Annotated in this window: 15 protein-coding genes; 1 reads left to right on the top strand and 14 read right to left on the bottom strand. The window is 60.7% G+C overall.

Features of this window, described 5'->3' with window-relative positions; all coding sequences use genetic code 11:
* Nucleotides 1–120 precede the first annotated feature (120 nt).
* From CVU60_00380 to CVU60_00315, 14 genes are all read right to left on the bottom strand, one after another.
* Nucleotides 121–744 (bottom strand): hypothetical protein, encoded by a 624-nt coding sequence (locus tag CVU60_00380; protein PKN43517.1) that lies wholly within the window; start codon nucleotides 742–744, stop codon nucleotides 121–123.
* A 114-nt stretch (nucleotides 745–858) separates the two neighbouring features.
* Entirely contained in the window at nucleotides 859–1,362 is a 504-nt protein-coding gene (locus CVU60_00375) for an acyl-CoA thioesterase (protein ID PKN43516.1), read from the bottom strand.
* The gene (locus CVU60_00370; GenBank protein ID PKN43515.1) at nucleotides 1,359–2,378 is read right to left on the bottom strand and encodes an ABC transporter ATP-binding protein; all 1,020 of its coding nucleotides are present in this window, start codon (nucleotides 2,376–2,378) and stop codon (nucleotides 1,359–1,361) included. The genes CVU60_00375 and CVU60_00370 overlap by 4 nt, the downstream gene beginning before the upstream one ends.
* A gap of 3 nt (nucleotides 2,379–2,381) precedes the next feature.
* Nucleotides 2,382–3,356, bottom strand: coding sequence for a methionine ABC transporter ATP-binding protein (locus tag CVU60_00365; GenBank protein PKN43514.1), 975 nt, complete (start codon nucleotides 3,354–3,356; stop codon nucleotides 2,382–2,384).
* Between the two features lie 3 nt (nucleotides 3,357–3,359).
* Complete coding sequence (locus tag CVU60_00360; GenBank protein ID PKN43513.1) at nucleotides 3,360–4,277, bottom strand: ABC transporter permease; 918 nt, start codon at nucleotides 4,275–4,277, stop codon at nucleotides 3,360–3,362.
* Nucleotides 4,277–5,251 carry an ABC transporter permease gene (locus CVU60_00355; protein PKN43512.1) on the bottom strand — a complete coding sequence of 325 codons (975 nt, stop codon included), beginning with the start codon at nucleotides 5,249–5,251 and terminating at the stop codon, nucleotides 4,277–4,279. The genes CVU60_00360 and CVU60_00355 overlap by 1 nt, the downstream gene beginning before the upstream one ends.
* Before the next feature lie 142 nt (nucleotides 5,252–5,393).
* Nucleotides 5,394–6,938: a nickel/dipeptide/oligopeptide ABC transporter substrate-binding protein gene (locus CVU60_00350; GenBank protein PKN43511.1), complete on the bottom strand. Its 1,545-nt coding sequence runs from the start codon at nucleotides 6,936–6,938 to the stop codon at nucleotides 5,394–5,396.
* A gap of 297 nt (nucleotides 6,939–7,235) precedes the next feature.
* Complete coding sequence (locus tag CVU60_00345; GenBank protein PKN43510.1) at nucleotides 7,236–8,276, bottom strand: endolytic transglycosylase MltG; 1,041 nt, start codon at nucleotides 8,274–8,276, stop codon at nucleotides 7,236–7,238.
* Nucleotides 8,273–8,674: a Holliday junction resolvase RuvX gene (locus CVU60_00340; protein PKN43509.1), complete on the bottom strand. Its 402-nt coding sequence runs from the start codon at nucleotides 8,672–8,674 to the stop codon at nucleotides 8,273–8,275. The genes CVU60_00345 and CVU60_00340 overlap by 4 nt, the downstream gene beginning before the upstream one ends.
* On the bottom strand, nucleotides 8,671–12,222 hold the full coding sequence (locus tag CVU60_00335) for an FAD-binding oxidoreductase (GenBank protein ID PKN43508.1): 3,552 nt from the start codon (nucleotides 12,220–12,222) through the stop codon (nucleotides 8,671–8,673). Before CVU60_00335 ends, CVU60_00340 begins: the two co-directional genes overlap by 4 nt.
* A 168-nt stretch (nucleotides 12,223–12,390) precedes the next feature.
* Entirely contained in the window at nucleotides 12,391–14,226 is a 1,836-nt protein-coding gene (gene sppA, locus CVU60_00330) for a signal peptide peptidase SppA (GenBank protein ID PKN43507.1), read from the bottom strand.
* 14 nt (nucleotides 14,227–14,240) lie between these two features.
* Nucleotides 14,241–16,541, bottom strand: a complete 2,301-nt coding sequence (gene hypF / locus CVU60_00325) for a carbamoyltransferase HypF (GenBank protein PKN43506.1) — start codon at nucleotides 16,539–16,541, stop codon at nucleotides 14,241–14,243.
* Nucleotides 16,542–16,599: 58 nt separating this feature from the next.
* Complete coding sequence (locus CVU60_00320; protein PKN43505.1) at nucleotides 16,600–17,841, bottom strand: hypothetical protein; 1,242 nt, start codon at nucleotides 17,839–17,841, stop codon at nucleotides 16,600–16,602.
* Complete coding sequence (locus CVU60_00315) at nucleotides 17,504–18,490, bottom strand: hypothetical protein (protein PKN43504.1); 987 nt, start codon at nucleotides 18,488–18,490, stop codon at nucleotides 17,504–17,506. Before CVU60_00315 ends, CVU60_00320 begins: the two co-directional genes overlap by 338 nt.
* Nucleotides 18,491–18,568: 78 nt before the next feature.
* Here CVU60_00315 and CVU60_00310 point away from each other — a divergent pair, with 78 nt between their 5' ends.
* Nucleotides 18,569–19,978: a mannose-1-phosphate guanylyltransferase/mannose-6-phosphate isomerase gene (locus tag CVU60_00310; protein ID PKN43503.1), complete on the top strand. Its 1,410-nt coding sequence runs from the start codon at nucleotides 18,569–18,571 to the stop codon at nucleotides 19,976–19,978.
* The last annotated feature ends 155 nt before the right edge of the window (nucleotides 19,979–20,133 follow it).

The following is a 20,133-nucleotide window of genomic DNA, read 5'->3' as shown; positions in this document are numbered from 1 at the left end:
CTCAAACGCATTTTGCTGACGGGCATGAATGCCTGATCGCTACAGAAAAGAGGATGAAAAAAAGCCGGTTGCCCGGCTTTCAGGAGTATTCGAGTACTCGATTTTGGTGTGCCGCTGCGGTCAGCAGTGGTTTGCGACGTCGGAGTTGCTGTCCTTTTCCTTGACCAGGTAGATGGCTGGCAGGGAGACGAGGGTGGTGACGAATTTGATCAGGGTGTTGCTGAAGAATATGGACCAGACCACGGCCCCCTCGAACAGGCCTCCGAAGGCGATCCAGCAGAAGATGAGGCTGTCCAGCGGAATGCTGACCGCGTTGCTGACCAGCACCCTGGACCACTGGTGTCGGGCCGTGACCTTTTCCTTCCACAGACTGTAGATTTCCGTGTCGGTCAGTTCGGAGATGACTTCGGCGATGATGGACGCGAAGACAAGCCTCCACAGTGGGGCCAGCACCTGTCCGAACTCTGCCTGCGTGCCCACGCCCATGTCCGGCGGCAATACGGAAACCATCCAGAAATAGGCGGCCATGAGCAGATTGAAGGCCGCGGCTGTGACGATCATGAGTCGCGCCCCCTGCTTGCCCATGGTCTTGTGGACCATGTCGCGCAGCGTGAAGGTCAGGGGATAGATGAAGGTTCCGGCGTCAATGGACATGCCGCCGAGCATGACGATGCGCAGGGATCCGACATCGGAAAAAATTTGCAGGGCGATATAGGACGCCACGAGAATGACGATTGCGTTCATGGGATGCTCCGGAAGATGAATTCGGGCTTTTCCCTAGACTGAAGAGGCTGGACTGTAAATGCCGGATTGGAGCGGGCGGTTGGTCAGGAAAAGGCGTTCTTCGGACTTTTTCGTTCAGATCTGCTCGGACTCCTGGGCCAGGCGTTCGCGTTTGCGCTCTTCCAGGCGCAACTCGCGGCGCATCATGGCTTCACGGTTGCGGCGCTGGTGGGTCGGAGTTTCGAGGATCAGATCCGGCACGGATGCCGGTTTTTTGTCCGGGCCCATGGCCACGAAGGTCAGGTAGGCCGAAGCCGCATGACGCTGCTCGCCGGTCATGAGCTCTTCCACCACCACGCGCACCCCGATCTCCATGGACTGTTTGCCGACCCTGTTTACACTGGCGTGCAGCAACATGAGCTCGCCCACCTTCACGGCGGCCTTGAACTCCATGCGGTCGATGGAGGCCGTGACCACGCTCATGCGCGCGTGGCGCATGGCGCAGACCGCTCCGGCCAAATCGAGATGCTTCAATATCACCCCGCCGTGCACGTTGCCGGCGGGGTTGGCGTCTTCGGGCAGGGCGCGGTGGGTCATGAGGGTTTCGCTTTCGCTGACCTTGCGGGCGGGGGCGGTCATGTGAGTCGCCCTTCTTCCAGTGCGTGGCAGGCTGCCTGGCTCCCGCCCGGCTGGGGCAGAAGAGGCGGAATTTCACGGCGGCAGCGTTCGTCGGCGAACGGGCAGCGGGTGTGGAACACGCAGCCCGTGGGCAGCAGGATGGGCGTGGGTACCTCGCCCTTCAGGCGGATGTGCGAAAACCCCTTGCCGCCGAGCTTGGGGATGGCCGAAAGCAGCGCGCGGGAATAGGGGTGCCTGGGGTCTCCGTAGAGGTTTTCCTTGCTGGCCAGTTCGCAGAGCGTGCCAAGATACATGACGGCCACGCGGGTGCTGATGTGCTCGACCACCGAGAGATCGTGGGTGATGAACATGTAGGTCAGGCCGAAGCGTTCCTGACAGTCCATGATCAGGTTCAGGATCTGCGCCTGGATGGATACGTCCAGGGCGGAGATGGGCTCGTCGGCCACGATGAACTCCGGGTCGACCATCAGCGCGCGTGCGATGCTGATGCGCTGGCGCTGGCCCCCGGAAAATTCATGGGGGAAACGTCCGGCCCAGGCCGGGTCGACTCCCACCTGACGCATGACCTCGGCCACCTTGTCCTGGACCTCGGAGTTCGAAAGGTCGGGGAAGTGGAAATGGGTCGGCTCTTCGAGAATCTGGCGCACGGTCATGCGCGGGTTCAGCGACGCGTAGGGGTCCTGAAAGACCATTTGCATCTTGCGGCGGTAGGGGAGCATCTCCTGTGGCGAGAGATTGTCGATGCGCTGTCCGCGAAAGGCGATTTCACCGCTGGTAGGCGGATAAAGGCCCAGTACCGTGCGTCCGAGGGTGGACTTGCCGCAGCCCGATTCGCCGACAACGGAGAGGATCTCGCCCTGCACTATATCGAGGGAGACATCGTTCAAGGCCTTGACCGTGGTCGTGGTCAGGGTCGGCATGGCGCCGGAGAAGCTGATCCGGTCCAGAAAGCCGCCGGAGATGTCGAAGTGCTTCACCACATTGCTGATGCGCACGAGGGATTTGTTATCTGTCATGGTCTACCTGGTTTGCGAGTAAAGATGACAGGCCACAAGGGCCGAATTTTCCGCGTCGCCAAAAAGCTGGGGTGTTTCACGCCGGCAGATGTCCATGGCGTGTTCGCAGCGTGGGTGGAAGGCGCAGCCCGGAGGGATGCTGGTCAGGTTGGGCATCATGCCCGGAATCTGGTGCAATCGTCCGCGTCCGCTTCCGCCCTGGGGCAGCGCCTGGATCAGGCCCTTGGTGTACGGGTGCCGTGGATTTGTGACGATGCTTGCCGTCGACCCCTGCTCCACGATGCGTCCGGCGTACATGACCGCGATTTTCTCCGTGACCTGCGAGACCACGCCCAGATCATGGGTGATGAGGATGAGCCCCATGTTCTCGTGCTTGCACAGTTCAAGGAGCAGGGCCATGACCTCGGCCTGGATGGTCACGTCCAGGGCCGTGGTGGGCTCGTCGGCGATGATCAGGCTCGGGTTGGTCAAGAGCGAAATGGCGATGACCACGCGCTGGCGCATGCCGCCCGAGAGTTCGTGCGGGTATTGGCCGAGGCGCTTGCCGGGTGAGGAGATGTAGACCTTCTGGAGTTTTTCGAGCGCGATCTCGCGGGCATGGGCGGTGCTGACCTGGTTGTGGGCCTGGATGGTCTCGACCATCTGGGTGCCGATGGTCAGCACGGGGTTCAGGGTCATCATCGGGTCCTGAAAGATCATGCTGATGCGGTTGCCGCGAATGTCGCGCATCTGTTCCAGCGGATAGGAGCTGATCTCCTCGCCTTCAAAGAGGACGCGGCCGGAGGCGATGAAGCCGGGCTTGCTGATCAGGTTGATGATGGAGAATCCGGCCACGGATTTGCCCGCGCCCGATTCACCCACCAGGCCCATGCGCTCGCCGGGATTCAGAGTGAAATTGATGCCGTTCAGGGCCGTGAGGTCTCCGGAACGCAGCCCGAATTTGACCACCAGATCCTGCACTTCAAGAAGATGGGTCATTGGTCATCCTTTGTACAGTTTGGGGTTGAGGACGTCCTGCACCCAGTCGCCGAGCAGGTTGATGACCAGAATGAGGAGCACCAGCAGAAATCCGGGGAACATGGTGATCCACCACGAGCCGCTGAAAATGTAGTCGAAGCCGGAATTGATGAGCGACCCCAGTGACGGCTTGGTGATGGGCATGCCCAGCCCCAGGAAGGACAGGGCGGCTTCGCTCATGATGGCGTGGGCCACCTGTACGGTGGACAGGACCAGGATGGGCGACATGGTGTTCGGAAGGATGTGCCGCCACATGATGCGGCTCGCTGGCAGGCCCATGACCCGCGCCGCCTCCACGTACTCCTTCTTTTTTTCTGCCAGGACCGAGGCGCGCACGGTGCGTGCGTATTGCGGCCACTCGGCGATGCCGATGACCAGCACCAGAAACGGCACCGCCATGCGCTCGAACGACGCCACGCCGAAGACGGCCTGGAAGATGGCCGAGAGGAAGATGGCCACCATGAGGGTGGAGAAACTGAGTTGCACGTCGGCCATGCGCATCAGGAAGCTGTCGATCCTGCCCCCTTTGTATCCGGCCAGGAGCCCGAGAACGATGCCGATGACGGCCTGCAGGAAGGTCGCGCCGATGCCGATGATCAGCGAGATGCGCATGCCGTAGAGCATGGTGCTGAGCATGTCCCGGCCCTGGGCGTCGGTGCCGAGGGTGAAGTTTTTGTCGCCACCGTCCATCCACACGGGCGGAATTTCCGAATCCATGATGTTGATGGTTGTGGTGTCGTAGGGGTCGTGGGGAGCGATGACCGGCGCGCCGAAGGCGGACAGGGCCAGGACGGCCAGCACGACGAAGCTGCTCATGGCCACGGGGTCATGCAGAAAACTGTACAAAAAGTACGAGCCGCGGAATTGCTTCCAAAGTCTCATTATTTCCTTCCTGTGATGCGGACCATGGGATTGACCAGGCCATAGATGATGTCAACGGCGGTGTTCACCACGACGAAGATGACGCCGACAAAAATCAGATAGGCTACCAGGAGCGAGGTGTCGGCCCGCTCGACGGCTTCGAGAAAAAGAAAACCGAGTCCGCCCCACTGAAAAACCGTCTCGGTCAGGATGGTGAAGGCGATCATGGTGCCGATCTGCACGCCGCCGACGGTGATGACGGGCAGGAGCGTGTTCTTGAAGGCATGCACGAACCAGATGCGCATGCGCGGCAGGCCCTTGGCCCAAGCGAACTTGACGTATTCGCTCTCCAGAACTTCCATCATCTCCGAGCGGATGAGGCGTACGAAGAGCGGCAGCATCAGCGCGGTCAGGGCCGTGGTCGGCAGGATGAGGTGCCGCAGGCCGTCCAGGGTCAGCAGCCCCGATTCCCAGCCCCAGACGTTCACGGTTTCTCCGCGCCCGTAGGACGGCAACCAGTTCAGTTCGATGGCGAAGACATAGATGAGCAGGATCGCGATCAGAAAAATGGGTACGGACACGCCGATGGTGCTCAGGCCCATGATCAGCCTTGAAAGCAGCCTTTTGGGATAGATGGCGCTGTAGATGCCCATGGGTATGGACAGGATGACAATGAGCACCGTGCAGCACATGACCAGCTCGATGGTGGCCGGAGCCTTGTTCAGGATGACCTCCATGGCCGGCTTCTTGTAGAAGAAGGACTGGCCGATGTTGCCCTGCATGGCGCCTTTCAAAAATCGTCCGTACTGAATGAAAAACGGGTCGTTGAGCCCGAGTTTCTCGCGGATGGCGTCTCGCTCTGCGGCTGAAACCGAAATGCCGGTCAGCTCGCGGACGGGGTCGCCCACGCTCTGCTTGAGGGCGAAGCCGATGAAGCTGATGATGAGCATGACGATGATGGCTTGAAGAATACGGCGTACAGTGAATGCAAACATGTGTGAATCCGTTGCCGTCCTGACGGTCAGGAGCGCTGGCGGCCGCGCGGACGGGGGGTGTTTGTTCGAAAAAGGGCAGGCCTCGTGAAAAGCCTGCCCCGCGTACACAGTCTTGGCAAATGGATCAAGTCTTCAAAGAGGACTATTCCACGACCAGGTCGCCAAGGTAGGGGAAGTCCATGATGTTGACCACGGGCTCGATGTTCACGCCCTTCTTGGCCGCCCAGGACAGATTCTGCCAGTGCAGGGGCACATAGGCGGCATCTTCGTAGGCGAGCTTTTCAACTTCCTGCAGCAGCGCCTTGCGCTTTGCGCGGTCGTTCTCGACGTTGGCCTGGTTGACCAGTTCGTCAAGCTTGGGGTTGCAGTAGTTGCCGCTGTTGTACTGGCCCTTGCCGGTGTCCTTGTTGGGGCACATGAGCAGGTATTCGGAGTAGTTGGCGGAGTCTTCGGTGTCCGAATGCCAGCCGATCATCTGGATGTCGGCCACCTGGGCGTCGAATTCATCCCAGTACTGGGCCTTGGGCATGGTCTTGAGGCTGACCTTGATGCCGATCTTGGAGAGCATGGAAACAACGGCTTCGGCGATCTTTTCATCGTTCACATAACGGTTGTTGGGGGCGATCATGGTCGCCTCGAAGCCGTTTTCGAAACCGGCTTCCTTCATGAGCTGCTTGGCTTTGGCCAGATCGAAGCGGGGAGCCAGGCCTTCCACATAGCCGTCGAAGCCTTCGGGGCCCTGCTGCTGGGCGGCGGTGGCGGTGCCCTTCATGAGCTTGGCCACGATGCCGGCGTTGTCGATGGCCGCGATGACGGCCTGACGGACTTTGAGGTTGGCGAATTCGGGCTTTCTCTTCTGGTTGAGCTGGAAGGTGATGATGCGGCTGCCAGCCATGCTGACCAGATTGATGTCCTTGTTGGTGCTCAGGCGATCGAAATCCTGGGGCGGAACAGGGGCGATGAAGTCAACGCCGCCGGACAAAAGAGCCGCCGTGCGGGTCGCGTTTTCCTTGATGGGGGTGAGGATGAGCTCGCTCACGTTGCCCTTGCTGTCCTTGTCCCAGTAGTCGGCAAAGCGCTTGTAGACCAACTTTACGCCCTGCTCGCGGGATTCCACGTAGAAGGGGCCGGTGCCGGACTGGTTCTGGTTGGCAAAAGAGTACTCGGTCTTGACGATGGCGTCCTTGGCCAGGCCTTTTTCGTCGGTGCCAGTGTAGAACTTGGAATCAAGGGGAAAGATGTAGGTAGCCATGTTTTCCACCAGCGGATAGGGCTCGGTGGTGATGATGTCGATGGTGTAGTCGTCGATGATCTTGGGCGTGGCGAAAGAGGTGAAGAGGCCCTTGAAGTCTTCGCTCTTCTTCAGGCGGTCCAGGGTCCACGCCACGTCGGCGGCGGTGAAGGTGTTGCCGGAGTGGAACTTGACGCCTTCGCGCAGATGAAAACGCACTGTCAGGTCGTCGATGCGCTCCCACTTGGTGGCCAGACGCGCCTCGAATTTCATGTCCTTGGTCCAGCGGATGAGCGGATCAAAACACAGATGGGTGTACTGCAGCATGCCGCCGGAGAGCTGAACATGGGGGTCCATGGACTCCGGGTCGGCGTCGAGGGCCATCTTCAGGGTTTTGCCCTGGGCAGCCGTGGCCAGAAAAATGAATGCCAGTGCGAAAAAGAGCAGTTTTTTCACAAACAACCTCCTTGAATGATGAAGCGGTATAACGTCCTGCCGGGAACATCCCGACGGGGGGTTCACATGAGCTTGGGTTGGTTGGTAAGTATTTGGCAAAACGATCTGATCAGTACCTGGCCGTAGATGGCGAGGCGGCGATACATATAGCTGATTATGAAAAATAACTGAAGCGAAAAATTTTCCTTACGGATATATAATCGGTTTTGTTTGGTCGAAAGGGCGGACCATGAATGGTCGCAGGAATTCAGGACGAACTGTCAGATCAGGGATTGGAAATGGCTGCCCGCCGCGCCGTCAATTGCCTTGCCCGCTCTGGTTGCTCGGGAACGGCTTGCCCCGGCGCTGGTATTTGATGACCGCGTTGGTATGTTCGCGCAGGGACCGGCTGAAGTGGTGGGATCCGTCCTGTCTGGCCACGAAATAGAACAGGTCGTGTTGTTCAGGGCTGGACGCGGCCTGCAGGGCAGCAGCGCCGGGAGAGCAGATGGGGCCGGGGGGCAGGCCCGGGTGGACGTAGGTGTTGTAGAGGTTTTTGGGGTCCTGCAGATGGGAGCGGCGCAGGTTGCCGTCAAAATTTTCACCCAGACCGTAGATGATGGTCGGGTCGCATTGCAGGAGCATGCCGACACGAAGACGGTTGGCATAAACACCGGCCACGGTGCCGCGTTCGGAGGGAACGGCCGTCTCTTTTTCCACCAGCGAGGCCAGAATGACCATGCGGTGCAGTTCTTCCGGGTCCCGTGACTGGGGCAGGTTCGCGACGGTGGACTTGAAGTGGTCCAGCAGGGTTTTCAGGATGGGGTACGGATTCTGACCCGGAATGCGCGGGAAAAAATAGGTTTCCGGGAAGAGATAGCCTTCGGCGTCGGTGGCGTTTATCCCCTGGCTCAAAAGAAAGTCACGGTCGCGGCAGGCCGCGAGGAATTTTTCCGCAGTGCTCAGCCCTGTGGCGTTCACGGCCAGGGCCACTTCACGCATGGTCAGGCCTTCGGGGAAGTGCAGGCGGTAGAGGATTGGTCTGCCGGAGGCCAGGACTTCAAGAATTTCTCTTGGCGACATGCTCGCGGAGAGCTCGAATTCTCCGGCCTGAAGGGTGGCCTTCCTGAAGCGGCCGTAGGTCCGGAAAGCCTCACCCCAGCGGACCAGCCCCTCCCGCTCAAGTCGCGTTGAGACCGTGAACAGGTTTTCACCCGGTTCCACATTGAAAATCACCGTTCCGTTTGAGGCCAGGTCCAGAGGAGTTTCGATGAACTGCCGGGCCGCGAAGAACGTGGCTCCCGCCGCGAGCAGCATGAGCGCAAGTCCTGCCAGGAAGAGCTTCAGCCAAAGTTTCATGAATTCCCCAGATATGTTTCAAGAATGCAGACGGCAGCCATCTGGTCGAGCATTTCCCTGTGCTTCCGCTCCGGCACGCCGGCTTCCCGCAGCCGTTGCCGGGCGTCAAAAGAGGTCAGGGCCTCGTTGACGAGATGGATCGGAAGCGTTGTCCGTCTGGCCAGACTGTCGCGAAAGTTCAGGACCTGCCGTGTGGTGAGGGTTTCTTCTCCATTCATGTCCAGGGGCAGGCCCAGCACGATGGTCTCCACGCCTTCGACCTCGATGATGCCCATGAGGTCGGCGAAGAGCTTGTCGCGGGTGCTTTTTTCCACGGTCTTGTACGGAAAGGCCATGCCGTGCCGGGCCATGGCCAGTCCGATTCTCTTTTGTCCGTAATCGATGCCGAGTATCTTCATGGAATCCGCGTGAGCGTCTGCACTTCGTTCTGCACGGCAGCTTTGGCCAGCTGCTTGTGGAAATCCTTGCGCCAGGTGTCGCCATGTCTGAGACGGGCCAGGAATTCGAGCGTGTGTACGACCTCGCGTTTGACGCCCATCTCAAGCAGCGTGCGGCTGATGCCGATCTTGCAGGAAGGGCAGCCGACGATCACGGGACTGTCTGAGGGGTAGCCGGAAAGGTCGGAGGAGAGCTGCTCCTTCTTGCGCAGTCGCAGACGGTTGTAGATCTTGGGCGAGGTCAGCGCGCCCAGGCCTGATTCTCCGCAGCAATGAGGCGAAATGGCGACCTGCGAGCCGACCATTTTGCCCAGCTCCGAAGCGTAGATTTCTCCGGCCTTGAGGGGCGCAACTCCCGTCCATTCGTGATGACATGCCGCATGGTAGAGCAGCTGCTCGGGGCCTTGCCCGAAACCGCCCTTGCCCTGCTGAATGACGAACTGGACCACGTCTTGGAATTCGACCTGCCGTGTCTCCAGGGATTTGAGCCGGTAGTTGCGGATGCCTTCACGGCAGGTGCCGCACGATGTCAGCACCGACTTGATGACGAATCCCGCCGCTTCGGCCTGGCGGACCAGCCTTTCCATGACCTTCTGGTTCTCCATGCCGATGCGCTCGAACTGATCCTTGCAGCCCGAAGCCAGGAGCGGATAGCCGCAGCACAGGTGATCCGGCGGCAGGATCACGCTCACGCCGGCGTCGAGGAGCAGCCGCACCGCAGCCATGCCGATTGAGCGGTAGAAGAGCCCCGCGCCGCAACCCGGAAAATAGATCACCGCGCGCTTGCTTCCGAGGTTCTCGGCGGTGATGATGTTGCCCCTGGCCAGACCGAGGCCTTCCTTCAGATTTCTGAACTGGGTGCTTGGTCCCTTGCCGCGCAGCAGCGGGCTGTCCAGGCGCTCCCTCCATTTGGCGGGCAACAGGTTTACTGCGCGGTTGCCCATCTCCTGACCGATGCCCGCGATCTTGGCCATCCTGGGCAGGGTGGTCTGGGGGTCCTGGCTTAAAAGATTCAGAACCCTGTTCTTGAACGGATGGCCCCCTGCGCCCTTTTCCTCGAGGTAGGCGCGCATCTGCAGGGTCACGTCCTGGGTGCGGATCTTGACCGGACAGATGGCGTAGCATTTGCCGCAGGCCGTGCAATGTTCCAGGATCTTGCGCAGCTCGCCCAGCAGCCGCGTCTCGGGTTCGCCGTTCTGCAGCTGCGAGTAGTAGATGGCCTCCACCAGCGCGCCGAGGGTGATGTTCTTGTTGCGCGGGTGGAAGAGCAGTCCCTTCTGGGGCAGATACATGGGACAGACCTGCTTGCACTTGCCGCAGCGGGTGCAGGTCTGGACGTTAAGGAGCAGATTGATCAGGCTCTCCTTGCCCGGCAGCGCGGTCTTGTTGATGTCTTTTATCAGCCGGTTGAAGGAGAACGTGTAGGGCACCACGACCAGGTCGCGCTGGGTCAGCTTGCCGGGGTTGAAGATGTTGTTGGGATCGACCTTTTTTTTGTAGGTGCGCAGGGCCGCGATTTTTTCCTCGGCCAGAAAGCCGATCTTGGTGATGCCGATGCCATGTTCGCCCGAAACCTGTCCCTTGAATTCGAGTACCTTGTGGAAGATCTTTTCCACAGCCTCTTCGGCCAGCCCCAGCATGCGCGGGTCATTGGAGTTGACCGGCAGGTTGACGTGGCAGTTGCCGTCGCCGGCATGCATGTGGTTGGCGATGACCACGCGAGTGCTCTGCATGTTGTCGAAGATTTTGGTCAGTTCTTCATGCAGCTTTGTGTACTTGGATTTCAAATGCTGGAAGAAGAAGGAGGTCTGCAGCTCCAGTTCCTGTTCGGGCAGACTCTCCTTGGTGGTCTTGCCCTTGATGATGGACGAGGCCACGTCCATTTCCATGCGGATGAACTCGTCGTCGACCTCGATGCCAGGCAGCAGTTGCACCTGGTGCAGGGCGTCGCGGTAGGCGATGGCCAGGTAATAAAGATTTTGCTCTTCCAAGAAATCCGCGAAATCCGGGATGACCTCGAGGGGGATGACGATGTCCTCGTTGAGCTTGAATCCGCTGGTGCGCTTGGAGATGGCCGAAAGCTGGTGACGGTCGTGCCAGAAAACCTCGGCTTCGTGGGCGTCGGCCGCGATGAAGCTGTCCACGTTGTCGTAGCGTTCGCAGATCTGGGTGATGCGGCGCACCGCATCGAAGACCGCGGATTCATCCATGGAGTCGAGCTGCACGATGAGAACCGAGATGGGGATGCCGTCGAACTTCTGGGATTTCTTGGAATATTCGATGGCCTGGACATACTTGATCCCGAACTCCTCCAGGGCCGAGAGCTTGACCAGGTCTCCCTGATTGCGGATCTCGTCGCGCAGGGCCACGATGTCTTTTATGACGAACATGGCGTTGCGCATGGAATTCCCGTAGAATTCCAGGCACATGACCCGCGAGTGAGGCAGGATGGGGTAGAGGGTGAAGGTCGCTTCGGTGATGATGCCGTCAACGCCCTCCTTCTGCACGCCAGGCAAACCGCCCAGAAATTTGTTGGTCACGTCCTTGCCCAGCGCCGTGCCACGGATCTCGTCGCCCTGCAGGGTGATGACGTCTCGGCTGTTGCCGAATTCGTCCAGGACCTCGAATACCGCAGTGTCCTCCGGCATGATCTTGTGCCGGGGGTGATCGACGCGGTTGATCTGGATCACGTCGCCCGTGGGCAGGACCATCTTGTACGACAGCAGGTTGTCGAGGGTGGTGCCGTATTCGAAAGCGAAAGGGCCACCTGCGTTCTCCGAGACGTTGCCGCCAATGGACGAGGCCGCCTTGGAGGCCGGGTCCACGGTCAGGAGCAGCCCCTTGGCCGCAGCCGCCTGGATGGCGGTCAGGGTGATGACCCCGGACTGCACGGTGATGGTCCGGGCCTGCACGTCGATGTCGAGGATATCCTTGAAGCGGCTCAGACTCAGGATCACGCTGCGCGGCTTGGCGGGCACGGCTCCGCCGGTCAGGCCGGAACCGCCGCCGCGGGGCACGAGGGGGAAGCCCATCTCGTTGGCAAGACGGATAATGCCCTGAATCTGGGAGGTGTTTTCCGGAAAGACTACCAGGGCAGGCAGTTCCATGCGCAGGTCGGTGGCGTCGGTAGAGCACTCGATGAGGTTGTTCGAGGTCGAGACGACCTGTTCCTTGTTCATGATCGAGGACAGGCGCGAGATCAGCGTGGCCTTGAACTTCTGGTCGGCTTCATAGCTTTGCCAGAAACGCTCCAGGCAACCGGACAGCTCGCGGTAGTATTCGGGGGACAGGGCCGCGCGTTCGGCCTGCAGGCGGGCGTTTACGCTCTGGCGTACATCCTTGGCCGGAATGAAGGGGTTATAGCGGATGATGAACAGTTCTTCGGCCAAATCCAGCGCCAACTGTTGCAGATATTCCGGCCAGGTCTGGAATTCTTCAAGGGGGAGTCCCAGAACGCGTTTGACCAGGCGTTCGGGAGCAAGGGAGATATGTGGTCCTTTTTGAGGCATGTCGGTTCCATATGAAAGGCCGGCAGGCGGCCGCTGCGGTTTTTGGACGGGACGCGAAAAAAAGGTTCGCGGTCAGGCAAAACTAAATTTTTAAACATAAGGCGATGGGTTGGCAAGGCGCAAAAAGAGGGAGGCCGCCCGGCGACCAGCGCCGGGCGGGGAGTTTAATCAGAAGAGGGACCCTTCGCATTCCAGGCTGCGGGCATAGATATGGTTCGGATCGGCAAAGCTTTCAAAAACCCGGGCCTGGGTCTCGACCATGTTCAGCAATCTTGAGACGGCCGGGGACTGCTGCGGGAAGATGGCCTCTGCCGAAGACGTGAAGGCCTGCAAGATTTTTTCGTGGGATGAAGGCTCGCGGCGCAGTTCCTTGCTGTTGACCACGGTCAGTCCGGCCAGGCTTGCGGCGGTTTTCAGAGCGTCGTCCAGATTGCCGAGCTGGTCGACCAGCTTGCGGCCATGGGCTTCCTGACCCAGAAAGACCCGTCCCTGAGCCGAATTTTCGACTTCGGCGGCGGGTAGTCTGCGGCCGTTGGCCACGCGGTTTATGAAGAGGTCGTAGCCGAAACGCAGCAACTGCCCGATGGCCCTCTCGCTTTGGGCGGACAGGGGACGCAGCGGGTTGCCGAGATCGGCAAGAGGGGTCGTTCCGATACCATCGGTGGTGATGCCCAGATTCATGGCCGTATCTTCAAAAGTGGGGAAGGCCGCGAAAATGCCGATGGAGCCGGTCAATGTGGTCGGGGCCGCCACGATGCGGTTGGCGCCGGCAGCGATCCAGTATGCTCCCGATGCGGCCACGCTGCCCATGGAAACCACGACGGGCTTGCCGGCCTCCTGGGTGCGGGCGATCTCGTGGTGGATTTCCTCGGAAGCGGCGGCGCTTCCGCCGGGGCTGTCCAGGCGCAGCACCACGGCCAGAATGGCGGGATCCTGACGCGCCTTCTGAAAGAGTTCGGCGATGGATTCGCTGCCGGTCATGTTCTCCGGTTGCTTGCCGGGCAGGATGGCTCCCCGGGCCCTGATGATGCCGATGAGTTCCTTGCCGCTGGGCTGAACCGGGGGCGACATGGCGAGGTAGTCCTGAAAGTCGATCCGGTGCAGGCTTTCGAGTTTCTTTCCGGTCTTGCCGGCCAGCAGCTGGTCGAACTGGGTGGAGGTCTTGATTTCGTCTACCAGTTGCGCATTCACGGCCAGGCGCGCGGCATCTCCGCCCGTGGCGGCGAGTCTGGTGTCGATATTCTCCACATAAGATATGATGTCGGAAGGGGAGACGCCGCGATTCTTGGAAGCTTCGTCAAGATAGGCCTGCCAGAGACCGTTCAGCCAGTCCCGGCCGGCCTCCCGGGCTTCCTCGGACATGGATTCGCGTACGAAGGGCTCCACGGCAGTCTTGTAGTCGCCCACGCGGAAGACGTGAAAATTGATACGGGTCTTGTCCAGCAGGCCCTTGAAATAGGTCTGGTACATGCCGAATCCGGTGATCAGCACTCCTCCCAGCGGATTGACGGAGATCGTGTCGGCATAGGACGACAACAGATACTGGCCCTGGGTGTAGACCATTGAGTGCGCGAGCACGGGTTTTCCCGTCTCCTTGAAATCGAGGATGGCCTTGCCGATGTCGAGGAGCTTGGTCGTGTCGCAGCCCTGAAGGTCCCGGGGATCGATGACCATGGCCAGGATTTTCGGATCAGTGGCGGCCCTGCGGATTGCGTCGATGACGTCCTGGGTTTTGGTCTCATCGGCCCTGGCTGTCTCCCGGCCCAGTTTTTTGAGCAGAGCCTCGGCCGCTTCCGGCGTGCTGCGCTGTTCGACCAGGGAGCCGGCCGGGTTGATTACCAGCACGGAGTTCTGGGGCAACGATTCCTCGGAGTCGAAGAAAAAGGCTCCTAAGATGATGATGACCACCAGCAGGAAGAAGATGTTGGCCATCACGACTCTGGTGGTGCCAAGGACCTTCCACAGGAAGCTCAGGATTGTTTTCAGGCGGGCGAATATTTCCACGGGATGCGCTCCTGTTAGGGTTGCAGGACCAGTTGGCCGTAGGCGGCCTGGCCAAGAGAAATGCAGGCGTCGTTGGGCGGCAGTTCGCAGTGGGTCAGCACGGTTGCTCCCTGTGCGGCCAGAGCCTTGGGAAGCTCAGTGGCCAGGGTCAGATTCTGCATGACCCCGCCGCTCAGGGCCACGGTGTTGCATGAGCACCGTGCGGCCAGATGGGAGTAAAGCCTGCTCAGACCGTCAATGAGACCAAGGTGAAAGCGCCTGCTTATTTTTGCCGGGCATTCACCTTCGCGCCACTGTGCGTGAACCTGCGCAAAAAGTTCCAAGGTATCAAGTTCCACGATTTGGTCATATTCGATTACGGAACACGAATAAACACCTTTTTCATCTTTGTCCTGCACCGCCTCCAGCCGGATCGCCGCCTGACCCTCGTAGGAGATGCATTCGCAAAGGCCGAGCATGGCCGACACTGCATCGAAAAGTCGTCCGCAGCTGGAGGAGAGCGGCGAATTGATGCGGCGCTCAAGCACCTGCCCGACGACCTTGTCGGCGGCGGCATGTTTCTCTAGCCATGGCCAGGGTTTTTCGTCCGGGACGTGGATGTTCAGGGCATGCAGATGGGCCCGCGCCAGCCGCCAGGGTTCGCGTGTGGCCACGTCCGCGCCGGGCAGCATGATTTGTGAAAAGCGCGCCAGCCGCCTGTGTTCGAGCTTTGACGTATCGACCAGCAGGGCCTCGCCGCCCCACATGGTTCCGTCGTCGCCCAGCCCAACTCCGTCCAGGGCCAGCCCGATGGCCGCCCCGATGTATCTGTTTTCGGCCAGGACAGCATGGATGTGCGCAAAATGATGCTGCAGGGGCAGGCAGGGCAGCCCGGACTCGCGGGCAAAGCCGGTGCTCAGAAAATCCGGATGCAGGTCATGGACCACGGCCTTTGGTTCCACTTGCAGGATGTCTTGCAGATGGGCGCAGATCTCCCGGAAAAAGCCGTAGGCCTCGAGGTGTTCCAGATCGCCGATATGCTGCGAAACAAAGGCTTGTCGCCCTTTGGTCAGGCAGAGAGTGTTCTTCAGCAGGGGGCCGACGCCAAGCACCACGGGGCCGTCCTTGGCCAGGTCGATGGGGGCGGGGGTGTAGCCGCGCGCCCTGCGGATGAACTGGGGTTTTTCGTCTACCACCCGCAGCACCGAATCGTCGCAGCGGATCAGGATGTCGCGGTCGTGCAGCAGGAAATTGTCGGCAATGCTTCCAAGGCGCCTGAGGGCCTCGCGATTGCCGAGACAAATTGGATCAGAGCTCAGGTTTCCCGAGGTCATGACCAGGGCCGCGGGCAGAATTTCGGAGCGTCCGAGATAGTCGAAGAGCACGTGGTGCAGGGGCGTATAAGGCAGCATCACTCCCAAAAAGGCGGTGTCCGGGGACAGGCCCGGCGCGAGTCCCGAGCCTTTGCGGGCCTTGGCCAGGACGATGGGCCGCTGCCTGCCGATTAGCAGCTCCTCTTCGGCCTCGCTGAGGACGCAGAAGGCCCGGGCCGCATCGAGGTCCGCAACCATGATCGCCAGGGGTTTGTCCTTGCGGTTCTTGCGGGTCCTGAGTTCCTGCACCGCCACCTGGTTGCGGGCGTCGCAGACGAGATGGAATCCGCCCAGACCCTTCATGGCCAAAAGTCCGCCCTTGAGCAGCAGGGCGGAGGTGCGGCGCACGGCTTCGTCGTTCTCGCACAGTGTCCGGCCCGTCCTGTCCGTCAGCCACAGTTTCGGGCCGCACGCGGGGCAGGCGTTGGGCTGGGCATGGAAGCGCCTGTCCAGTGGATTTTCATATTCTTCGAGGCAGTCCGGACAGAGCGGAAAACAGCTCATGGAGGTGCAGGCGCGGTCGTAGGGGATGGCGCGGGTGATGGTGTAGCGCGGTCCGCAATTGGTGCAGTTGGTGAAGGCATAGCGGTATCTGCGGTCCGACGGGTCGCGCATGTCCGCGATGCAGTCGTCGCAGGTGGCCACGTCGGGACTGATGAGCACCTGATGTCCGTGTCCGCCCGTGCTCTTGAGGATCCGGAAGGCGTCCTCGCCGGACAGCGGCGGGATCACCTCCCGGTCCAAGGTCACGATGCGTGCCAAGGGCGGGATGGTGGCGGAGAAGGTGTCTTCGAAGGTGGCAAGTTGGTCCAGGGTGCCCTGTACCTCGATGAGCACTCCTTCGGGGGTGTTCAGCACCCGCCCCGTGACCTTTGCGTGCAGGGCCGCCTTGTAGACGAAGGGCCGAAAGCCTACCCCTTGCACCCCTCCGGTGATGATCCATTTCCAGCGTTGCATGAGCATTTGAAGAATCCGGTGTTGTAACGTCCGTATTGTTGGATTGAATCCTGCGCCGTCTGTTTCAGGGCTTGAATCGTGCCAGCCACATGCGTTTGATGAGACTCCTGATCAGGATGTCCGGCCGGAACGATTCCGGTTTGAGGGACGCAGGGAGGATGAAGTCCGCAGCGTCGAAATCCTCGGGTCTTTGCAGGGGAAAGTCCAGGGTTGCCGTTTCGGCTCCGGGCAGCTTCTCGCGCAGGCAGTGGGCCCAGATGGGGATGAATTCGGGCCCCGTGCCCAAAACCATTGCCGCTGCGGTATCCAGGGCCACGGGGCTGGAGCTCGCCCCCATGAAACCCAGCGCATATGCATCGCCTGCAATGGGCCCGGTGCGGTGCATGGCCTGCACGCCGTCCATGAGGCTGACCGTGGGTGGCAATACCTGCATGAGTCCGCAGATCATGTCGACGAAGCGGTTCTTTTTGTCGCCGTGCCGGGCGTGCAGCCAGGCCTTGCGCACGCCGGTCACGCATCCGAACAGGTTTTTCACCGCGCCGCTGAAGCGCATCTGCGAGTGGGCCTTGAACTTGGGGAGATTTACGATCAGGTCGGCGCCCAGAGCGACGGACGAGACCTGGACCTGCACGGGTCCGCTCTTGACGCAAACCCCGTTGTTCAGGGTGACCACCTCCACGCCAAGGGGGCGCAGCAGTTCGGTCAGTCCGATGCCCTTGGCTATGGTCTGGGCCGTGCCGAAGGCGGGCGAATCCCCGACGGTGACCTGCGCCCCGCGTGCAACGCAGTGTCCTGCGGCGGCGGCGATGACGGCGGGATGGGTGCAGCACAGGTGCGAGCCGCGCAGCGCCACGAAGTTGGGTTTGATGAGCAGTCGGGAACCGGCGATGTCCGGGAGCACGTTGTCGAGCAGTTCCGGGATCATGCCAGCGGCATGGGTGTAGTCCGGCGTCTGCCTCAGGAAGACCTCAATCACCAAAAAACCGGTCCAGAGCTTTGGTGACGACACGGACATGGGCTTTTTCCTGCTCGGCCAGCAGCAGGTAGGTCTTGACCGCCTCGGTGTCGCGGTCACGCTTGGCCAGGCCCCGGTAGAGATCGTAGGCGTAGTACTCGATCTCGCAGGCCAGTTCCAGAAGCCGCAGCATGCGATCCTGCGGGTCCTTGCCCAGGCGGGCCATCCAGGCCGAGATGGGCTTGCCGCCTTCCATGATCCGTCCGTCCAGGCGCTCGAACGTTTCCTCGAAACCGTCGGTGATGGGCGTGGGGCTGTTTTTCTTCCAGTAGGTGAAGATGGCGCGGGCATGAACCTCTTCCATGCCGCCAAGGTCCTTGATCATGTCGCCGAGTTCCGCGCCCTTGTATTCTTGGGCCAGCTCATTGTAGAACAGCCATGCACCCTTTTCCATGTTCATGGCCCGGTAAAGGGTCTGGTTCAGGGCCATGTCCCGGGGAAAAAGTTCCAGGTGCGGGATGTCCTTGAGGCCCTTGCCTTCCCACCCGGCGATCCCCCCGACCAGGTTGTAGAGCGCCCCCTGCCTGGGTCCTGCGTCCTTGATCAGGGCGGCCGCGACGGATGACCTGCCGCCGGTGCGGCAATACAGGATGAGGTTTTTTTCTCCGTCCAGCTCCGTCATGCGGCTTTCGATTTCCGGCAGCGGGATGAGCTGGGCGCCAGGGATGTGGCCCTGGGCGAATTCTCCAGGCTGACGGACGTCGATCAGCAGATAGTCGCGCTCTCTGGTCTTGCTTTTGAGTTCTTCAAGCTCATCGGGAAAGATATCTATCACTTGTCTGCTCATCACCCTGCCTCTTTGTGTGCCGCGGTTGGCGTTAGCCCTCCCTGTACGGCAAAGACTTTCATAAATCCAGACCCCTTGCCGGGCAGAACCGGGCAGGGGTCGGCGGTTGGCGCATGCCCCGCCCCGCATGGCAAGGGGCCATGAAATTGCCATTTGATTTTGTCATCATCCAAGGTACATAGGCCAGGTTTTGGCGCGCATGTCCCCCATTTCTTTTTTTTGGAGCAGAACATGATCATACCAGTCATTCTTGCCGGAGGGTCCGGCACAAGGCTTTGGCCCCTCTCGCGAAAACTGTATCCCAAGCAGCTGCTGCCGCTCGTCGACGACCGGACCCTGGTCCAGAACACGCTGCTGCGCTTGCACGGCCTGGACGAAGTCGCGCAGCCCATCATCATCTGCAACGAAGATCACCGTTTCATCATCGCCGAGCAGATGCGTGCCCTTGGCGTGTCCCCGGCAGCGATCATCCTCGAGCCCGTCGGCAGAAACACTGCACCGGCCGTGGCCATCGCGGCCCTCAAGGCTCTTGAGACCGATTCCGAGGCCGTACTTCTCGTGCTTCCGGCGGATCACCTCATCGGCGATCCGGAGCGGTTCCACGATGCCGTGCGTCAGGCCGCCGTGCATGCCGCTGCGGATCATCTGGTCACTTTCGGCATCGTCCCTTCGGCCCCCGAGACCGGGTACGGCTATATCCTGCAGGGACCGGCGCTTCCGGACTCAACGGCCCGCGCCATCGAGCGTTTCGTGGAGAAACCCGATCTGCCTACGGCCGAGGGCTATGTCGCCTCGGGACAATATTTCTGGAACTCCGGCATGTTCGTGTTCCGGGCAAAAGCCGTTTTGACCGAACTGGACCGCTTTGCACCGGCCATCGTCGTGTCCTGCCGCAAGGCTCTTGAGCTTGCCGGACAGGATCTCGATTTTCTGCGATTGGACCGGGAAACCTTTGCCGCCTGCCCCGAGGATTCCGTTGATTACGCGGTCATGGAGCAGACGGACCGGGGTGTCATGGTCCCGCTGTCCTGCGGCTGGAACGATCTTGGCTCCTGGGACGCCCTGTGGCAGGCCGGGGGCAAGGACGATAGCGGCAACGTGACCAGGGGAGATGTGGTGCTCTGCGACGTGCACAATTCCTATTTGCACGCCGAGACGCGCCTCCTGGCTGCCGTTGGACTTGAGAACCACATCGTGGTCGAGACCTCCGACGCCGTGCTCATCACGCCGCGCGACCGGGTGCAGGAAGTCAAGAAGATCGTGGACAAGCTCAAGGCCGAGAATCGCATCGAGGCCGTCTCGCACAAGAAGGTCTTCAGGCCCTGGGGACATTACGAGTCCATCGGCGACGGCGCGCGCTATCAGGTCAAGCGCATTGCGGTCCTCCCGGGGCAGGTCCTGTCCCTGCAGAAGCATTTTCATCGCGCCGAGCATTGGGTGGTGGTCCATGGCACGGCGGTGGTGACCCGGGACGGCGAGGAGATCATGCTGCGCGAAAACGAATCCGTGTACCTGCCTCTTGGCGCGGTGCACCGCCTGGCCAATCCGGGCAAGATTCCGCTTGAGCTGATCGAGGTGCAGGTCGGGAGCTATCTTGGCGAGGACGATATCGTCCGTTTCGAAGACGTCTACGGCCGGTGAGGGGCGATAAAGGCCCGATTGCTGCGTCGCCGCGTTGCTGCGGGCAAAAGCTGAGCTTAATGTAGTAGGCGCTTCGAGGACGTCTACGGGCGCTGAAAGCGCCTTGAGGCTTTATTTCCGCAATTCTGCTTTCCCGTCTGTGCGCGTGCCCAGAC

This window comes from Deltaproteobacteria bacterium HGW-Deltaproteobacteria-18, assembly GCA_002841885.1.
GTDB lineage: Bacteria > Desulfobacterota > Desulfovibrionia > Desulfovibrionales > Desulfomicrobiaceae > Desulfomicrobium.
This window is presented reverse-complemented; position numbering and strand designations above follow the sequence as displayed.